The sequence below is a fragment of the Lelliottia jeotgali genome (genome assembly GCF_977070485.1).
Genome location: NZ_CDRVFO010000003.1, coordinates 221,107 through 237,867, shown reverse-complemented (window position 1 = coordinate 237,867; position 16,761 = coordinate 221,107). Strand labels below are relative to the sequence as shown.

Genomic DNA, 16,761 nt, shown 5'->3' with positions numbered 1-16,761 from the left:
TAGCTGACGCGAAACGACCGATTCGCGGCCGCCGATTCGACGTACATCGCCGGAATTGCTTGGCGACTTACTCGGAGCGCTTTTCGAATATGCCTTTGGCTATCGCAGCCGCCGACATTGCGTTCGGCCAGCCGGCGTAGAAGGCCAGATGGGTAATGACTTCAGCGGCTTGAATTTGGGTCAGGCCATTGTCCATGGCTTTATTCACGTGAAAGGGAATTTGAGCGGCTTGCCCCACTGCAACCAGGGCTGCGACCGTGACCAGACAGCGATCACGCGGAGTTAGCGTCGGGCGCAGCCACAGGTCATGGAACAGTACCGAAGTGGTATAGCCTGCAAGCGCTTCGAATGCAGGGCCGATCATCTGTTCTACCGCCGCCACGCGCATCTGCTCAAAGGTTTCGTCGACGGGGAGCATGCTGTCCTGTACATCCGCCAAAGCGGTTCGGGCGATATCGCGGGCCTCAAATACGTCTTTGGCGATGGATGCGGCTAATGTGGCACTGCCCCAGCCTGAATAGAATGCTAGATGAGTGATGACTTCACTCAGTTCGGTGGGCGTAACACCATTGTCCAACGCCAAATCGAATTGGCGGACCATTTCGGCTGGCTGATGCAGCGCAATCAAGGCGGCAACGGTCACGAGGCTGCGATCCCGGGGCAGCAATTGGGGACGCTGCCATATCTCTTCCAGAAGCACGTCTTGGGTGTAGCGTACAAATGCCGGTACGGCGAAGTCCGCTTTGTCTGATTTCATAGTGAATGATCGCTCGTGCAGATGAATAGTTGGAAACGAGCGCGTGACGCTGGCTCTAAGAAACAGCGTCACGCGCTGAAGAATGCTTAACGGTTGATGGTTTTCATCATCTGCGCGTTATAACGCTCACCTTGCACAGGCACCTCTGCCAGAACCTCACTGAGTTCACGAAGGTCTTCTGCGGTCAATTGCACGTATGCTCCGCCTACGTTTTCTTCCAGGCGATGCAGCTTGGTGGTACCGGGGATAGGTGAAATCCACGGCTTTTGTGCCAGCAGCCAAGCCAATGCTATCTGAGCCGAGGTTACTTGCTTGCGCTGGGCGATTTCACCAATCAGGGCGACGAGATGGTGGTTAGCCTCCCGGGCACCGTCAGCAAAACGAGGCAGATTGTTCCGTACATCACCGCTGGAGAAGGTCGTGCTGGCATCAATTTTCCCGCTCAGGAAACCCTTACCCAGGGGGCTGAAGGGAATGAAACCAACCCCGAGCGCTTCAAGGGTTGGAATAATTTCCAGTTCAGGCTCGCGGGTAAACATCGAATACTCGCTTTGAAGCGCTGACAGCGGCTGTACCGCATGGGCGCGACGGATAGCGTCTACGCCGGCTTCACACATGCCAAAATATTTGACCTTACCTTCCTTGATGAGGTCGCGCACGGCCCCGGCAACATCCTCCATGGGGACGTTAGGATCAACGCGATGTTGGTAAAACAGGTCAATGCAGTCGGTCTTCAGGCGCTTGAGTGACTCTTCCGCTACCTGTCGGATGCGCTCCGGCCGACTGTCCAGCCCAGCAACGGGATTGCCGTCTTTGAAACCGAATTTTGTCGCGATGACGATCTGCTCGCGGAATGGTTGAACGGCTTCGCCCACCATTTCTTCGTTGACTTGCCCATAGGCTTCGGCCGAATCGAAGAGAGTGACACCATGCTCAAAAGCCGCCCTGATGAGTTTGATTGCTTCCGCTTTGTCAGTGGCGGGGCCATAGCCGAATGTCAGGCCCATGCAGCCCAGACCAATGGCTGAAACCTCGAGGCCGTTGCTGCCGATTTTGCGCTTTTGCATCATCCATCTCCTTTGAAGGTATGAGAAACCAACCCTCAAACTGTCGGGTTACTGGGGATGCAGCTACTTTAAAAACACCTTATACATTCAAGAAGTGGCATACTGAGATAACCGGCATGAGATAAATTCATAGTGACCCAGTACGATTTCAACAGCCTTTCGGTGTTTATCACCGTAGCGCGTGAGCGCAGTTTCACTAGGGCCGCTGCCCATCTGGGTGTGTCCCAATCCGCTATCAGTCATAGCATCCGCAGTCTTGAAGAGCGTCTCGGGATTCGCTTGCTTACCCGCACAACACGCGGTGCGTCGCCGACCGAAGCTGGCGAGCGTTTGCTCGGCAGCCTCGTGCCTTACTACGAGGGAATAGAAGCCGAAGTCGCCGCGTTGGGAGAGCTGCGCGACAAGCCATCAGGGACTATTCGGATAACGTCCCACGACCATGCCGCATCCACCATTCTCTGGCCGAAACTATCTAGGTTGCTGCCGGATTATCCCGACCTCACCTTGGAGATCAACATCGGCTACGGGTTGATCGATATCGTCGCTGAACGTTATGACGCGGGGGTACGGATAGGCGATCAGGTGGCAAAGGATATGATCGCTGTGAGGATTTCCCCTGACTTTCGCATGGCTGTGGTGGGCGCGCCCGGGTACTTCGACCAACGCAAAAAGCCACAAGTCCCCCAGGATCTGACCACCCATAACTGCGCGAACCTGCGTTTACCCACCCACGGTGGCCTGTATGCCTGGGAGTTTTCAAAGGCTGGTAAAGCGCTGAATGTTCAGGTGCCAGGGCAGATGATCTTCAATACCTCCTCCCAGACAATGGCCGCCGCATTGGAAGGGTACGGTTTGGCTTATGCGCCGGAGGATGTTGTCCAGCCGTACGTCAAGAGTGGCCGATTGGTCCGTGTTCTTGAGGATTGGGCGCCGACGTTTCCGGGGTATCACTTTTACTACCCGAGTCGGAGGCAATCCTTGCCAGCCTTCGCACTTGTAGCCAACGCTCTCCGCTACAGGGATTAGGGCCTCCTTGAACAGATCCTATGTCGGCTGGCAAATGTCTCCTTGGTGACTGACCACCTCCGGCGGTCGATCCACGCCATCGTCAATGCTTGCTTTTGCTGGTTCCCACCGGCGGCTTCTGGCCGATTCCTGCCCTTCGCGAGAGACCGCTTAGGGTCGAAAGCAGCCGTTCCTGTATGGCCGCTATCGACCCCCTCTTCATCTACGCTGAAGTCATCTCGTAAACGCCTGCTGAATGCACATCCCGACCCGCAAGAACAGCTCGCAGTCGGCGAATGGCGGCGGCTAGCCACTCAGATTCAGGCATATCGCTCTCTCGAAGCAAATCATTCGCTTTGTGAAGGCACTGCCCGCGATGACTGAGCCCACGATGATCAAGCGTTTTCACTTAGCCTCCTATGGCTTGATTGACTACCTGATGAAAATCGTGGCCGGGCCAGTCCTCTATTTGTGAAAACGTGCAGCTTTTCCGTGAACCCATAGCAGTGTCAGAAGGTGTAGGTCAGTCGCCCGAAATAATACCCGCCGGTGAAGCCATACGGCGAGTACACCCCGTACCCCTTGACCATGGTCTTGCTGGCAGGCGCCTGGCGCTCGGGGTACACGTCGAACAGGTTGCGCGCACCGATCGCCAGCTCCAGGTCCTTGGTCAGCTGGTAGCCCACATCCAGGTCGGTGATCCAGCGCGCCTTGTAGTCGCGGTCCAGCGAACGATCGTTGGCGGCATTCACCTCGCGCCAGGAACCGTAACGGGTCAGCCCCAGGTTGACCCGGTAGCGGTCCAGGCGCCAGTTGCCCCCCAGGATCAGCTTGGTGTGCGGCTGTACCTCGGTGAGCAGATTGCGCGCCTGGCGGTTCATCAGCTCGTACGGCGTGCCGAGAATGTTCACGCTCTGCTTGTAATCGAGAATCTCGGTGTCGTTCCAGTTGAAGGCCGCCGTCCACTTCACAGTCCCGGCGCCACCCAGGTCCTGGTCATAACTGCCCACCAGGTCCAGGCCCTTGGTGCGGGTGTTGGCGCCATTGGTGAAGTACTGGCCGCCCGAAGTCGAGTCGATGCCATTGGCCAGCAGGGCCTGGGTGACCTCAGGGCCGAGCAAGGTGCCGGTGAGGGTGATACGGTCGCGTACGTTGATCAGGTAGGCGTCGGCGGTGAAGGCCAGGCGCTCGCTGGGCTGCCAGGCTAGCCCCAGGCTGTAGTTGGCAGATTTTTCAGGTTTGAGCGGCTCGGCACCGAGTGCCTTGGCGGCGGCTGAGTCCACCGGCAACACGCCGTAGTTGATCGACTGGTACACCCCGTCGACCACGCCGTAGGTGGTGGAGCGGGCGCTGAACAGGCTGTTGGCCAATGAGGGCGCCCGGAAGCCGTTGCTCACCGTGGCCCGCACGGCCAGTTCGGGGGTCAGCGCGTAGCGGGTGGTGAGCTTGCCGCTGCGGGTCGCACCGATGCCGCGATCATAGTGTTCATAGCGCAGGGCAGCGCCCCAATACCACTGCGGTAGCGGGTTGAATCCTACGTCCAGGTAGCCGGCGTAACTGTTGCGGCTGGCGCTGGTGGCCTCGGCCGGGGAGATGCCGTTGGTGACCTGCGCGCCTGAAGCCGCGCAATTGCCAGGTGCCGCGCAGTAGCCGCCGTCTGCCCAGCTGGCCCAGTCGCCGGCCTGCACCTGGTAAGTATCGCGGCGCTGCTCGAGCCCCCAGGAAACGTCCAGCGGCTTGGCCAGGCCTACCTCGAAGCTGCGGTGCAGGTCGAGGTTGCTGGTCAGCTGCGAGCTGACCCAGGTGCCGGACTCGAAATGGTCGGGCGTGGCTTCGCCCAGCGACGGGTTCTGGTTGTTCCAGGTGCCCTGTTCGGCCTCGTTGCGCCCGTAGGTGCTGGACAGATCCCAGTCCCACTCGCCAGCCAGGCCCCTGGCGCCGAATGCCGCCTGGTAGTCGTACTCCTCGATGTACCAGGTGGGGGTGTAGCCGGCCGGTCGCCCGTTGGGCCCGGAGGTGATGGTGTTGACGATGGTCGGCAGGCGGAAGTTCTGGCCCTGCTCGGCCTTGCGGTACGACCAGGTGCTGAACGAGTACAGGGTCAGGTCGTCCTGCAGCGGCAGTTCGGCATTGTAGCCCAGGGTCAGCAGGTTGATCTTCGGCGTGCCGTAGCCGCCGTAGGTGACCTTGCCGGCGCGTTCCAGCGCTTCGGCCTGGCTGTAGCCGTTGGCGCTGGCCTTGTTGTCGTCGTTCTGGCTGCGGGCGTCGAGCGCCAGCTGGAGGATGCCCTCGCGGCCGATCTCGAAGCCTTTGTTCAGGCTTTGCTGCACGGTCTGTTTCTTGCCGTCGTAGCCCTGGCCCGCAGTGGTCACGGCAGTGCCGCTGGTATCAGCCTTGAGGATCACGTTGATCACCCCGGCGATGGCGTCCGAGCCGTACTGGGCCGCTGCGCCGTCACGCAGCACTTCGACATGGTCGATGGCACTGATGGGGATCAGGTCCAGGTCGCTTGGGGCGGCGCCGGCGTTGATGCCGCTGATGTTCAGGGTGGCGCTGGTGTGGCGGCGCTTGCCGTTGACCAGCACCAGCACCTGGGCGGCGTTGAGCCCGCGCAGGTTTGGCGCGCGGGCCATGCCGCTGGCGTCCCAGCCGGTCTTTTCCGGCAGGGTCAGCGACGGTACGCTGGCGCTCAGGGCTTCCATCAGGCCCGGCTTGCCGGTTTCCTGCAGCTGCTTGGCGCTGATTACGTCGATGGGCACTGGGCTGCTGGTGACAGTACGTTTTTCACTGCCACGGTTGCCGGTGACGATCACCGTACCCAGGGCCTGGGCAGCAGGTTCGTCGGCCAGTGCCGGCGCGGTATGCAGGCCGGCGGCGAAGGCCATGGTGAATAGCGGGGCAGAGGTAAAGGCTTGCTTCATGCACGCGGTTCCTTGTGTGGCTCGGCGGGCGCGCTCAGGGCGCCTTGGCCGCGATCGCGTCGATTTCCACCAGCGCGCCCGGCAGCGGCAGCGCCACCACCTGGATGGCCGTGCGGGTCGGTGTGCGGGGCTGCTCGGCGGTGGCGAAAAATTCGCTGTAGGCCGCTTGCAGCCCGGTGAAGTCAAGGGCGCCGCCGTTGGCCGGGTCGCCCACCAGGAACACCCGCAACTGGACGATGTCGCCTAAATCCAGGCCCTGGCTTTGCAGCGCCGTGCGCAGCTTGTTCAGCACCGAACGGGTTTGGCTTTCGGTGTTGCCGAACGCCGCGATAGTGCCTTTGGGCGCCTTGGCGTCGGCCACATCCGGCAAGGTGCCGCTGACGAATGTCAGTTGGCTGCCGGCCGGCACGGTGACCAGTTGCGAGATGGGGAAGTTGGAGCCAGGCGGGGCGACCCGCTTGATGCCGTCGGCATGGGCATTGAGGGTCAGCGACATGAGCACTCCGGCAAGCAGAAGAAGACGAGGCATGCTTTGGTTTCCTTGACGATCAGGCGGCTGCGCCGCGGGTGGCCTGGTTGGCATGGCGGGCGATCAGGCCGACAACCCGGCGGGCGGATTCGGCCGCGCTGTTCTGCCAGATGCCCACGCCGCCATGGGCCAGGGCATCGCTGGCCAGCCAGGTTCGCCCCTGGGGCTGGTTGAGCAGGTCGTAGCCGGGCTGGGCGACTTCGTCGTGGACGATCCACGGGGCTTCGCTGAAGGGGATCTTCGACCAGTTCACCACCACCGGCCGGCCCAGCTTGTGGCTGTGGCCCGGGTGCAGCGATTCCACCGCATGGCGCGACGAGGCAACCTGGGCCTGCAGCGACTTGTTGGCAAACTGCTCGGCCACCAAGCCGGTGTTGTAGGTGGCGACCAACACACCTTGGGCGCTGTTGAGGTGGTCGCTGGGGTACCACAGGGTGCGTGCTTCGTGGTTGATGTAGCTGAGGCCGCCGTAGATCTGGTAATCCGTTTCCCAGAAGCGCGGCGATTGCCAGGCGACCTTGTTGGCCTTGTCGCCTTCGGCGGTGCCGATGGCCTGCTTGAATGCCGTGCTGAAGTTGTTCGGCAGCCTGGCCAGCAGGGGCAGGGGCAGGGTGACGATGGCGTAGTCGGCCTGCTCGATGTGCTGCTGCCCGCTCTTGCGGTCACGCCAGACCACCTTGGCGCCGTTATCAGTGGTTTCCACCCCCAGCACTTCGGCGCTCAGGCGCACGCTGTCCTTGACCTGGCGGTAGAACGCCTTGGGGATCTGGTCCATGCCGCCGACCGGCTGGAACATGGTCGAGGAGAACTCGGGGATCTCGTCGAACACCAGCGGCAGCAGCAGGTTGCTGTCGAGCAACTGGTCCAGCGGCACCGGCTGGCGCTGGACCGGTGTCTGGTCCCCGGCGCCGGCAAAGCGGCTATAACCGGCGCGCACCGAGCCGCGGTATTGCTGCTGGCTGTCGAGGTCGCCGTACACCTTGAGGAAGTCCAGCAGCGCCTTGCGCTGGCCACTGCTGAGCTCGGCATCGAGGCTGTTGCGGTTGACACTGCGCGCCAGCAGCTCGCTGAAGTGCCCGCGGGTGTCGTTGACCGCCTGGCGCAGCAGCAGCGGTGGGCGTGCCAGGTCAGGCTGGGCCAGGGCGTTGCGGCTGCTGTTGACCAGCACCTGCAGCTCCACCCCCAGTTCGCGGCAGTAACCGAGGATGGTCAGGTGATGGCTGGGCAGGCGTGCGGCGCCAGCGTTGAAGAAGTGGCCTGGGTCGAACTCGACCGTTTGCGAACTGCCGTCGTTATGCTCGATGCGGTCGCCTTGGCGCAGGGTCCAGACTCGGCCACCAACGCGCTCACGGGCCTCCAGCACGGTGACCGAGAAGCCAGCCTTGCGCAGCTCGTAGGCGGATACCAGGCCGGAGATACCGGCGCCGACAATCACTACGCGTCTGCCGTTGCCACCGTTGGCGGCCAGTTGCAAGGGCTCGAAGGTGGCGGCCAGGGCATTCTGCCCCAGCGCGCCAAGGGCCGCTGAATAGCCGCCAATGGCGGCGAGGCGGGTGATCAGATCTCTACGGGACAATCCCATGTCGCATGCTCCGAAAAGGTTGAGTTCGGATGTGCGCAACGGGCAGGCGGATCGAAAGACGGACCGACAGCGGCTGGCACAAATCCATTTGCCTCCGCCATGTCGGGGTCGGTTGAAAGAACCTAATGGACTTTCACACCGCTGTGAAAGGTTTTTTTGTTCTAAGTTAATTATGTTTATTGCTGATAATAAGTGATGGTATAAATGCGTTACCGTGATTTTGATGTGGTGTTGCCTTGGCAATGAAGGGCGCATGAAAGTTCGCGACAAACACCCACGCGCAGTTGCACCAGGCCCGAAGTGGGCTGGTGGTATGAATACGGGTCAGGGAGGTCCGCAGGCCCCTTCGCGGCGCTAACCGTGAAAGGGCCGGTCGAGGTCAGGCGCTGCGGGTGGTGCGGCCATCTTGTTGCTGCGCAACCAGCGCGCGGATCCGTGGAATCAGTGTTTGCCCGTAGTCCACGGCATCGCGCAACTGGTCAAAACCCCGAAACAGGAAGGTGCTCACACCCAGCTGGTAATACGCCAGCGCCGCTTCGGCCACCTGCTCGGGGGTGCCCACCAGCGAAGTGGAGTTGCCGGCGCCACCGCCCAGCGCGGCGATCTCGGTCCATAGCCGGGTGTCGTGCACCTTGCGCTGGCTTGCCAGTTGCACCAGGCGTTCGGAACCGACGTTGCTCTTGCCGAAGTTCTTCTCGCGACGGCTGCCCTGGCGGATGCCGATGCGTTGCCTGGCGTCGGCCAGGATGCGCTCGGCCCGGGCCCAGGCCTCGTCTTCGGTGGCCCCCAGGATCGGCCGAAGCGACAGGCTGAAGCGGATGTGGTTCTCCCGCCCGTAGCGAGCCGCAGCCTTGCGTACCTGGGCAATGCGTTCGCGCACCTGCTCCAGGGGCTCGCCCCACATCATGTAGACATCGGCGTGCCTGGCTGCCACCTCCACCGCCGCATCCGAAGCACCGGAGAAGTAGACCGGCAGCTTGTCCACCGGCTTGACCAGGGTCAGGTTGTCCTCTACCCGGTAGTGCTCGCCGTGGTGGTCGAACGGCGTGGTCTGCGTCCAGGTCTTGTGCAGCACTTGCAGGTATTCGTCCGTGCGTGCGTAGCGGGCATCCTTGTCGAGGAAATCGCCATCACGCTGCAGGTCGCCGCTGTCGCCGCCGGTGATCACGTTGATCGAGGCGCGGCCGCGGCTGAGCTGATCGAGGGTGGCGAACTGGCGGGCGGCGAAGGTCGGCGCCTGGAAACCGGGCCGGTGCGCCACCAGCAGGCCGATGCGTTCGGTCACTGCGGCGACGTAACTGGCCAGGATCATCGCGTCCGGCGCGCTGGTATTGACCGCCAGCAGGGCCTTGTCGAACCCGGCGTATTCCTGGGCCTGGGCGAAGGCCTTGATGAAGTCCAGGTCAACCAACGGGCCACGTGGGGCCTGTGATTCGCTGCTTTCCTGAGGGCCGATGAGGCCAATGAATTCGAGGCTCATGCAGTGAAACTCCTTTTCGTCCAGGGCGGTTCAAGCGACCGCGGTCGGCTCGCGGCGCAGTGTGTTGCGGTTGGTCGGTACGCTCAGGCCGAAGCTGTCGCGCAAGGTACGGCCGGTGTACTCGCTGCGCACCAGGCCGCGCGCTTGCAGCAGGGGCACTACCAGCTCGGTGAAGTACTGCAAGCCATCGGGCAACAGCGAATTGATGATGAAACCGTCGGCGGCGCGGTCCTCGAACCAGTCCTGCAGGGCATTGGCCACCTGTTCCGGGGTGCCGGTGAAGTCACGCCTCGGGCGCGAAAAACGCAGCGCCAATTGGCGCAGGGTCAGGCCCTCTTCGCGGGCCAGTTGCTTGAGCTGGTCGGCGGTACCCTTGTGGCTGTTGTCGCCGAGGGTGCCCAGGTCCGGGAACGGCGCATCCAGGTCGTGCTGGCTGAAGTCGTAGTCGTTGAACGGCCGGCCAAGGGCGACCAGGGCGTCCTCGATGCTCACCAGCTCGACGGCCTCCTGGTAACGGCGCTCTACCTCGGCCTCGTCGCGGCCGACGATGGGGCGGATGCCGGGCAGGATGAACAGCTGCTCCGGGTCGCGGCCATGGCGCGCAGCGCGCTGTTTCAGGTCCTGGTAATAGGCTCGGGCATCGCTGAACGACTCGGGGTTGACGAAGATCGCATCGGCGTTTTGCGCGGCGAAGTTGCGCCCATCCTCCGACACCCCGGCCTGGAAAATCAGCGGTTGGCCCTGGGGCGAACGCTGGATGTTCAGCGGGCCCTTGACCTTGAAAAACTCGCCCTGGTGGCCCAGCGTGTGCAGCTTGGTGGGGTCGAAGAACTCGCCGGTGCGCTTGTCGCGGGTGAAGGCGTCGTCTTCCCACGAGTCCCACAGGCCCTGGACCACATCGACATGCTCGCGGGCGATGCGGTAGCGCACGGCGTGGGGTGGGTGTTCTGCCTTGCCGAAGTTGTCGGCGGTGCCCGATAGCCACGAGGTGACCACGTTCCAGCCGGCCCGGCCGCCACTGATCAGGTCCAGCGAGGCGAACTGGCGGGCGACCTGGAACGGTTCGGTGTAGCTGACCGTGACCGTGGCTACCAGGCCGATGTGGGAGGTGACCGCCGCCAGCGCAGACAAAATGGTCAGCGGCTCGAAGCGGTTGAGGTAATGGGGGCTGGAGCGGGCGTGGATGTGCAGGCTGTCGGCGATGAAGGCGAAGTCGAACTTCGCGGCCTCGGCCAGTTGCGCCTGCTGCTTGTAGAAACCGAAGTTGACGCTGGCGTCGGCCAGCGCCTCGGGGTGGCGCCATTCGCCCCAGCCGTGACCGACACCGTGGATCATTGCGCCGAGATGGATCTGTCGTTTGCTCACGTTCAATGCCTCTTGCCAGATAATGCTCAATGTCTGTTGCGCACGGCACCACGTACCGCACGGTAAAACCGTCAAACCGCCACAGGCAGCACGCTGCGTGAATGCCCCGGTATCGCCTCGATCAGCGCCCGCGTGTAGGCGCTGGCCGGGCTGCCGAACACCTGCACCGCCGGCCCTTGCTCGACCGTCTCCCCGCGCCGCAGCACCAGCACGTGGTCGGCCATGCTCGCGACAACCGCCAGGTCGTGGGAGACCAGCACGTAGGCGATGCCCAGTTCGCGCTGCAGGTCGGCCAGCAGGGCGAGGATCTGTGCCTGCACCGATACGTCCAGCGCACTGACTGGCTCGTCGAGCAACAGCACCTCGGGCTCCAGGGCCAATGCCCGGGCGATCGCCACCCGCTGGCGCTGGCCGCCCGACAGCTCGCGCGGCAGGCGGTCGAGGAAGTGCACCGGCAGCTGCACCCGGGCGATCAGCTCGCGGGCCTTGCGCTCCAGCGCAGCGCCCTTGAGCAGGCCGAACGACACCAGTGGTTCGACGATGCTGTCGAACACCGTGAAGCGTGGGTCGAGTGCGGCGAACGGGTTCTGCTGCACCAGTTGAATACGCCGGCGCAGGGGCCGGAACTGCCGCCAACTGCAGGCGCTGACGTCGACACCGGCGAACTCCACACGGCCCTGGCTGGGCTTTTCCAGCCCAAGGGCGATGCGCAGCGCGGTGCTCTTGCCCGAGCCCGATTCGCCGACGATGGCCAGGGTCTGCCCGGCATGCAGCTCGAGGTTGAGGCCATGCAGCGCGGTGAAGTGCGCGTGCTGCCCGGGCAGCGCGAAGCGCTTGCCGACATTGCTCAGGCGTAACAGCGGTGTTTGCGCTGCCACGCCTGGCGACCGTTTACGCGGCACGAAGGCGGGTGCTGCGTTGAGCAGGGCACGCGTATAGGGCTGCTGTGCGCCCCAGAGGATCTCCCTGGGCGAGGCATGCTCGACGAGCTCGCCCTGTTTCATCACCAGCAGGCGGTCGGCGCGGTCGCAGGCCATGCCCAGGTCATGGGTGATGATCAACAGCGAGATGCCGCGCTCGGCCACCAGCTGCTGCAGGTGGTCGAGAATGCGCCGCTGCACGGTCACGTCCAATGCGCTGGTGGGCTCGTCGGCGATGATCAGCCGGGGGTCGCCGGCCAGGGCGATGGCGATCAGCACCCGTTGGCGCATGCCGCCGGAGAGCTCGTGGGGGTACTGGCGGGCGCGCAGCGGCGGCTCGTCGATGCCGACCTGTTCGAGCAGCGCCAGCACTTGTGCGTCCAGCCCCGGGTAACGCCGCCCGTCATGGGCCAGCAACAGCGCCTCGGCAATCTGCCGGCCGATACGCAGGGTGGGGTTGAGGCTGACCATTGGGTCTTGCGGCACCAAGGCGATGGTGCGCCCGCGCAGCGTGCGCCTCATGCGCTCGTTGGCCTGCGCCACATCGATCCCATGGACCCTTAGCTCGCCCTGCTCAATGTTTGCGTTGGCCGGCAGCAGGCCGAGCAGGGCATTGGCCAGCGTCGATTTGCCCGAACCGGACTCGCCAACGATGGCCAGGGTTTCGCCCTGGGCCAGGCTGAAAGACAACTGGCGCACGGCCTGGGTGCGTTGCCCGGCGAAGGTGTAACTGACACTCAGGTCACGCACCTGGATCAACTGTGGCTGGCTCATCGGGCATGCTCCTCGGCGCTGCGCGCCAGGTGGTTGAGGCTGAACACCACAGCGACCACGAACAGCCCCGGCAGCAGCGATACCCAAGGGGCGGTAATCAGGAAGTGCCGGCCGTTGGCGATCAGCGTGCCCCATTCCGCTGCTGGCGGTGCCGCGCCGAAACCGAGAAAGCTGAGGCCGGCGGTGGCCAGGATGGCCGCGCCAAAGTCCAGGGTGGCGAGCACCGCCACCGGGCCCCAGGCGTTGGGCAGCACATGGCGCAGCAGCGTGCGTACCCAGCTGGCGCCGCCCAGGCGGGCGGCCTCGACATAGGGCAGGGTGTTGATCCGCAGCACTTCGGCGCGGGTGGTGCGGGCAAAGCCCGGGATGATGCCGACACCCACGGCGACAGCCACCGGCACGGTGCCAAAGCCGATGGCGGTGACGATGGCCAAGGCCAGCAGCAGGCCGGGCAGCGCCAGCAACACGTCGATCAGGCGCATCAACGCCGCGTCGACCCGCCCGCCGGCAAAACCGGCCAGAACGCCCAGGCCAAGGCCGCCAACCAGGGCGATGGTCACCGCCAACAGTGCCGCCAGCACCGACAGGCGCGCGCCATACACCACCCGGGTATACAGGTCGCGGCCCAACTCGTCGGTGCCAAACCAGTGCACCACGCTGGGGGCGCTGAGTTTGTCGGCGGGCGAGGTGGCGTAAGGGTCGAAGCTGGTGAGCAACTGCGGGGCCAGTGCCGCGAACAGGGCAAACAGTACGATCAACAGGGCCACGCTGAAGCCAGGCCGGCGTAGCAGTGGGGCCAAGGCCTGGTACGCGCGCTGCAGGCGCGTGCGACGTTTCCAGGGCGTGGCTGGAGGCGCCACACCGCTGGTGTGCTGGGTGTCGATCGGGGTCAGGGGTATGTCGATGGTCATTTCAGCTCACCTTGGCCGTGTGGGTGATGCGCGGGTCGAGGTAGGGGTAGAGCAGGTCGACGATCAGGTTGACCACCACGAAGGCGGCGGCTGATACCGCAACGATCGCCAGCACCACCGGGATGTCCTGGCGCAGCACGGCTTCCTGGGCCAGGCGGCCAACGCCGTTACGCGAGAAAATGGTCTCTACCAGCACCGCGCCGGACACCGTGTTGCCGACCTGCAGGCCGACCAGGGTGAGCAGCGGCAAGGCCGCGTTGCGCAAGCCATGGCGCGCCTGCACCTGGGCCCGGCTCAGGCCTTTGGCGAAGGCGGTGGTGATGTAGGGCTCCTGCCACACGCCTTGAAAGCCGCGCTGCAGCACTTGGGCGTAAACCGCAGCGCTGGGGATCGCCAGGGTGATCGCCGGCAGCACAAGGCTGGCCAGGCCTTGGCTGCCGGTGGCCGGGAGCCAGCCAAGGGCGAAGGCGAACACCTGGATCAGCAGCAGGCCCATCCAGAACACCGGCACTGAAAAGCCCAGCGACGGCAGGCGCGCCAGTGCGGTCTTCAGCGGGCGCCATTGCAGGTACGCGGTCAGGTAGGCCAGGCCGACCCCGGCCAGCAACGACAGCACAATGGCAGTACCTGCCAGCGCCAGGGTTTGCGGCAGCCGCTCGGCCAGCAGCGTGGTGACTGGCCTGCCGAGGGACAACGACTGGCCAAGGTCACCGTGCAGGGCGCGCCATAGCAGGTCGAAGTACTGCTCGAACAGCCCTTTGTCCAGCCCATAGTAGGTGCGGGCTTTGGCCAGGTCCTCGGGAGACAGGCCGTCGGCCTCCATGCCAGAGGCGCTGAGCATGATCGCCAGGGTATCGCCGGGCAGCATGTAAAGGATGAAATAGGTGACGGTATAGGCGCCCCACAACACCAACAGCGCTTGGCCGATGCGGCCGGTCAGGTAGCGCTTCATGGCTGGCCGACCTGGATGTCGCTGAACAGGGCGAAGCCTTCGGCGGTCCAGCGGAAGTCCTTCACCCGCGGCGCGGTGGCGGCCTGCCAGACGCGCTCATACAGCGGGAATGCCGAGGCCTCGTCGGTCAGCAGGTCCTGCAACTGGCCGTAAGCCTGGGCACGCTGCGGGTCGGCGGTGGCGGTGATGCCGCTGTCGAACAGCGCCTGGGCCTTGGCCAGGGTCTGCGGCTCGTAGGTGTTGGTAGCGACCGTGGCGCTGTTGGCCGCGCGTGGATCGAGGATGGTCTGCAGGATGATCGGGTCGGCCCGCGTCATGTAGGTGGACGTCAGGTCGTAGTTGCCAGCCGCGTTGCCGGCCACCCATTCGGCGCGGGTCAGCACATTCAGCTTGAGGTCGATGCCGACCTTGCGCAACTGGTCCTGCACCAGCACGTCACCGGCGCTTTCGGCGGGGGTGAGGTTGTAGCGCAGGGTCAGGCGCTGGCCGTTCTTGTGCCGGTAGCCATCCTCGCCCTTGTGCCAGCCGGCGGCGTCGAGCAGCTGCTCGGCGCCCTTGGGGTCATAGGCGAGCTTGCTGGCCTGGGGCTTGAAGTACGGCGTGGTCACGTCGTACACGCCGCTGACTACCGGGAACTCGGCGTTGTAGACGGTGTGTGCATAGCTGGTGCGGTCGATGGCCTTCTGCAGCGCCAGGCGCACCTGGCGGTCACCCAGCAGGCGCTGGTTGCGGGTGTTGGGGTAGAGGTTCAGCGCCGGGCCTGGCAGCGAGCGGCTCTGGATGGTCGCGCCCTTGGACTGGAACAGCTTCAGGTCAACCTCCGAGAACGGGTTGCGCGGCCACAGGATGTCGGCCTTGCCCTGCAGGAACAGGCCGTTGCGCACGCTCTCCTCGGGGATGTAGCTGATGTCCACGGCATCCACATGGGCCGGGCCCCGGTTACGCATGTTGGCCGATGGCCAGGCATAGTCGGCACGCTTGACCAGGCGGGCGCCGACCTCGGGGGTGTAGTGCTCGAGGGTGAACGGGCCGGTGCCGATGATCTTGCCCAGCGAGCGCTCTTGCGCGCTCAGCTGGTATGAGGCGGGCGCGAGAATCGCCAGGTTGGTGGTGGAGGTGGCCTGCAGAAAGCCTGCGTTGGGCCGCGACAGCACCAGCCGCACCGTGAAGTCGTCGAGCACCTCGGCGTGGTCGTAGCCGGCCAGGTAGGTCGCGCCAAACGTTGCGGGCAGTTGGGTAGCGAAGGCTTTGTTGCTGTCGAAAGCGTTTTTCACGGCGTGGGCGTCAAAACGCTCGCCATTGCTGAAGGTGACGTCCTGGCGCAGGTGGAAGGTGTAGCTCAAGGCGTCGGCACTGACCTCCCAGCTTTTTGCCAGCCACGGGATGATGCGGCCGTTGTCCGGGTCCTGGTCGGTGAGCGACTCGGCGACGTTGCGCAGCAGTACCCGGTGTTCCAGCCAGTAGACCTGGAAGGGGTCGACGCTGACCAGGGTGGTGTTATCACCCCAGAACGCGACGCTGAGGGTTTTGCCGGCGGTGCTGCCATCGTCCGGCGAGCAGGCGGTAACGGCCAGGGCGAGGGCGCCGATGGCGAACAGGCGGTGCAGTGGGGGCATGGGGTGGTCCTTGATCGGAATGGTTTTGCCTGTACTGGCCTCTTCGCCGGCAAGCACAGGCGACAGCTGCGTGTGCATCAGTCCTGGTAACCGCGGCCTTCACGGTCCAGCTGCCGTATCAATGCATCCCAGTGCCGCTGGATGCCTTCCCCCTTGCCATCGGAAAACCGCTTCGACTGCTCGTGCACCTTGGCAATTGCCGCCTGCGGTGCATGCAACAGCTGGTCATTGCCGCCGGCCTGGGCCGCCACCTGGATGTTGCACGCACGCTCCAGCCCATGCAGTTCGCGGAACGCGTGTTCCACGCTGATGCCCCCGGTGAGCAGCCCGTGGTTGCGCAGGATGAGGATGTTGCTGTCGCCCAGGTTGTTCACCAGCCGCTGCTGCTCGTCCAGGTCCAGGGCCACGCCCTCGTAATCGTGGTAAACCACCCGGCTGTAGTAGGCCAGGGCGTGTTGGGAGATTGGTAGCAGGCCATCGCGCTGGGCCGATACCGCCGCACCGTCGCGGGTGTGGGTATGCAGCACGGCCTTGAGGTCGGGGCGGGCGCGGTGGATGGCGCTGTGGATCACGTAGCCGGCCTGGTTGATGCCCAGCCCCAGCGGGTCGTCGATGATCGTGCCGTCGACGTCGACCTTGACCAGGTTGGAGGCGTTTATCTCGTCGAACAGCAGGCCGAAGGCGTTGATCAGAAAGTGCTCCTCGGGGCCCGGTACGCGGGCCGAGAAGTGCGTGTAGATGTGGTCGGTCCAGCGGAACAGGGCGGCCAGGCGGTAGGCTGCGGCCAGCTTGACCCGCACCTCCCACTCTTCGGCGCTGACACGGTCGCGCACGCTAAGGGCGCTGGTGGTGACGGCAGACAGTGAACTCATGGTGTGCTCT

13 protein-coding genes are annotated in these 16,761 nt (G+C 64.2%); 1 reads left to right on the top strand and 12 read right to left on the bottom strand.

Going from position 1 to position 16,761, the window contains the following annotated elements:
* Positions 1-67: 67 nt before the first annotated feature.
* The gene (locus ACW4TB_RS05940) at positions 68-757 is read right to left on the bottom strand and encodes a carboxymuconolactone decarboxylase family protein (RefSeq protein ID WP_279928981.1); all 690 of its coding nucleotides are present in this window, start codon (positions 755-757) and stop codon (positions 68-70) included.
* Positions 758-843: 86 nt separating this feature from the next.
* Positions 844-1,824: an aldo/keto reductase gene (locus tag ACW4TB_RS05935; protein WP_115274238.1), complete on the bottom strand. Its 981-nt coding sequence runs from the start codon at positions 1,822-1,824 to the stop codon at positions 844-846.
* A gap of 132 nt (positions 1,825-1,956) precedes the next feature.
* Here ACW4TB_RS05935 and ACW4TB_RS05930 point away from each other — a divergent pair, with 132 nt between their 5' ends.
* Complete coding sequence (locus tag ACW4TB_RS05930) at positions 1,957-2,850, top strand: LysR family transcriptional regulator (protein ID WP_279928983.1); 894 nt, start codon at positions 1,957-1,959, stop codon at positions 2,848-2,850.
* Positions 2,851-3,338: 488 nt separating this feature from the next.
* Here ACW4TB_RS05930 and ACW4TB_RS05925 read toward each other — a convergent pair whose 3' ends face one another.
* The 10 genes from ACW4TB_RS05925 to ACW4TB_RS05880 all read right to left on the bottom strand — a co-directional run bounded on the left by ACW4TB_RS05925 (position 3,339) and on the right by ACW4TB_RS05880 (position 16,751).
* Positions 3,339-5,750, bottom strand: a complete 2,412-nt coding sequence (locus ACW4TB_RS05925) for a TonB-dependent receptor plug domain-containing protein (protein ID WP_279928985.1) — start codon at positions 5,748-5,750, stop codon at positions 3,339-3,341.
* Between the two features lie 34 nt (positions 5,751-5,784).
* Positions 5,785-6,279, bottom strand: coding sequence for a RidA family protein (locus ACW4TB_RS05920; RefSeq protein ID WP_279928987.1), 495 nt, complete (start codon positions 6,277-6,279; stop codon positions 5,785-5,787).
* A gap of 19 nt (positions 6,280-6,298) precedes the next feature.
* Positions 6,299-7,861, bottom strand: coding sequence for a flavin monoamine oxidase family protein (locus ACW4TB_RS05915; RefSeq protein ID WP_279928989.1), 1,563 nt, complete (start codon positions 7,859-7,861; stop codon positions 6,299-6,301).
* Between the two features lie 379 nt (positions 7,862-8,240).
* A complete protein-coding gene (locus ACW4TB_RS05910; RefSeq protein WP_279928991.1) occupies positions 8,241-9,341 on the bottom strand; it encodes an LLM class flavin-dependent oxidoreductase in 1,101 nt (366 codons plus the stop codon).
* 30 nt (positions 9,342-9,371) lie between these two features.
* Entirely contained in the window at positions 9,372-10,676 is a 1,305-nt protein-coding gene (locus ACW4TB_RS05905; RefSeq protein ID WP_455842925.1) for an LLM class flavin-dependent oxidoreductase, read from the bottom strand.
* Positions 10,677-10,777: 101 nt separating this feature from the next.
* Positions 10,778-12,400 carry an ABC transporter ATP-binding protein gene (locus ACW4TB_RS05900; RefSeq protein WP_279928995.1) on the bottom strand — a complete coding sequence of 541 codons (1,623 nt, stop codon included), beginning with the start codon at positions 12,398-12,400 and terminating at the stop codon, positions 10,778-10,780.
* Positions 12,397-13,311 (bottom strand): ABC transporter permease, encoded by a 915-nt coding sequence (locus ACW4TB_RS05895; RefSeq protein WP_279928997.1) that lies wholly within the window; start codon positions 13,309-13,311, stop codon positions 12,397-12,399. Before ACW4TB_RS05895 ends, ACW4TB_RS05900 begins: the two co-directional genes overlap by 4 nt.
* A gap of 1 nt (position 13,312) precedes the next feature.
* Positions 13,313-14,263, bottom strand: coding sequence for an ABC transporter permease (locus tag ACW4TB_RS05890; protein ID WP_279928999.1), 951 nt, complete (start codon positions 14,261-14,263; stop codon positions 13,313-13,315).
* Positions 14,260-15,879, bottom strand: coding sequence for an ABC transporter substrate-binding protein (locus ACW4TB_RS05885; RefSeq protein ID WP_279929001.1), 1,620 nt, complete (start codon positions 15,877-15,879; stop codon positions 14,260-14,262). The genes ACW4TB_RS05890 and ACW4TB_RS05885 overlap by 4 nt, the downstream gene beginning before the upstream one ends.
* Positions 15,880-15,956: 77 nt before the next feature.
* A complete protein-coding gene (locus ACW4TB_RS05880) occupies positions 15,957-16,751 on the bottom strand; it encodes a class II aldolase/adducin family protein (protein WP_279929003.1) in 795 nt (264 codons plus the stop codon).
* Positions 16,752-16,761 lie beyond the last annotated feature (10 nt).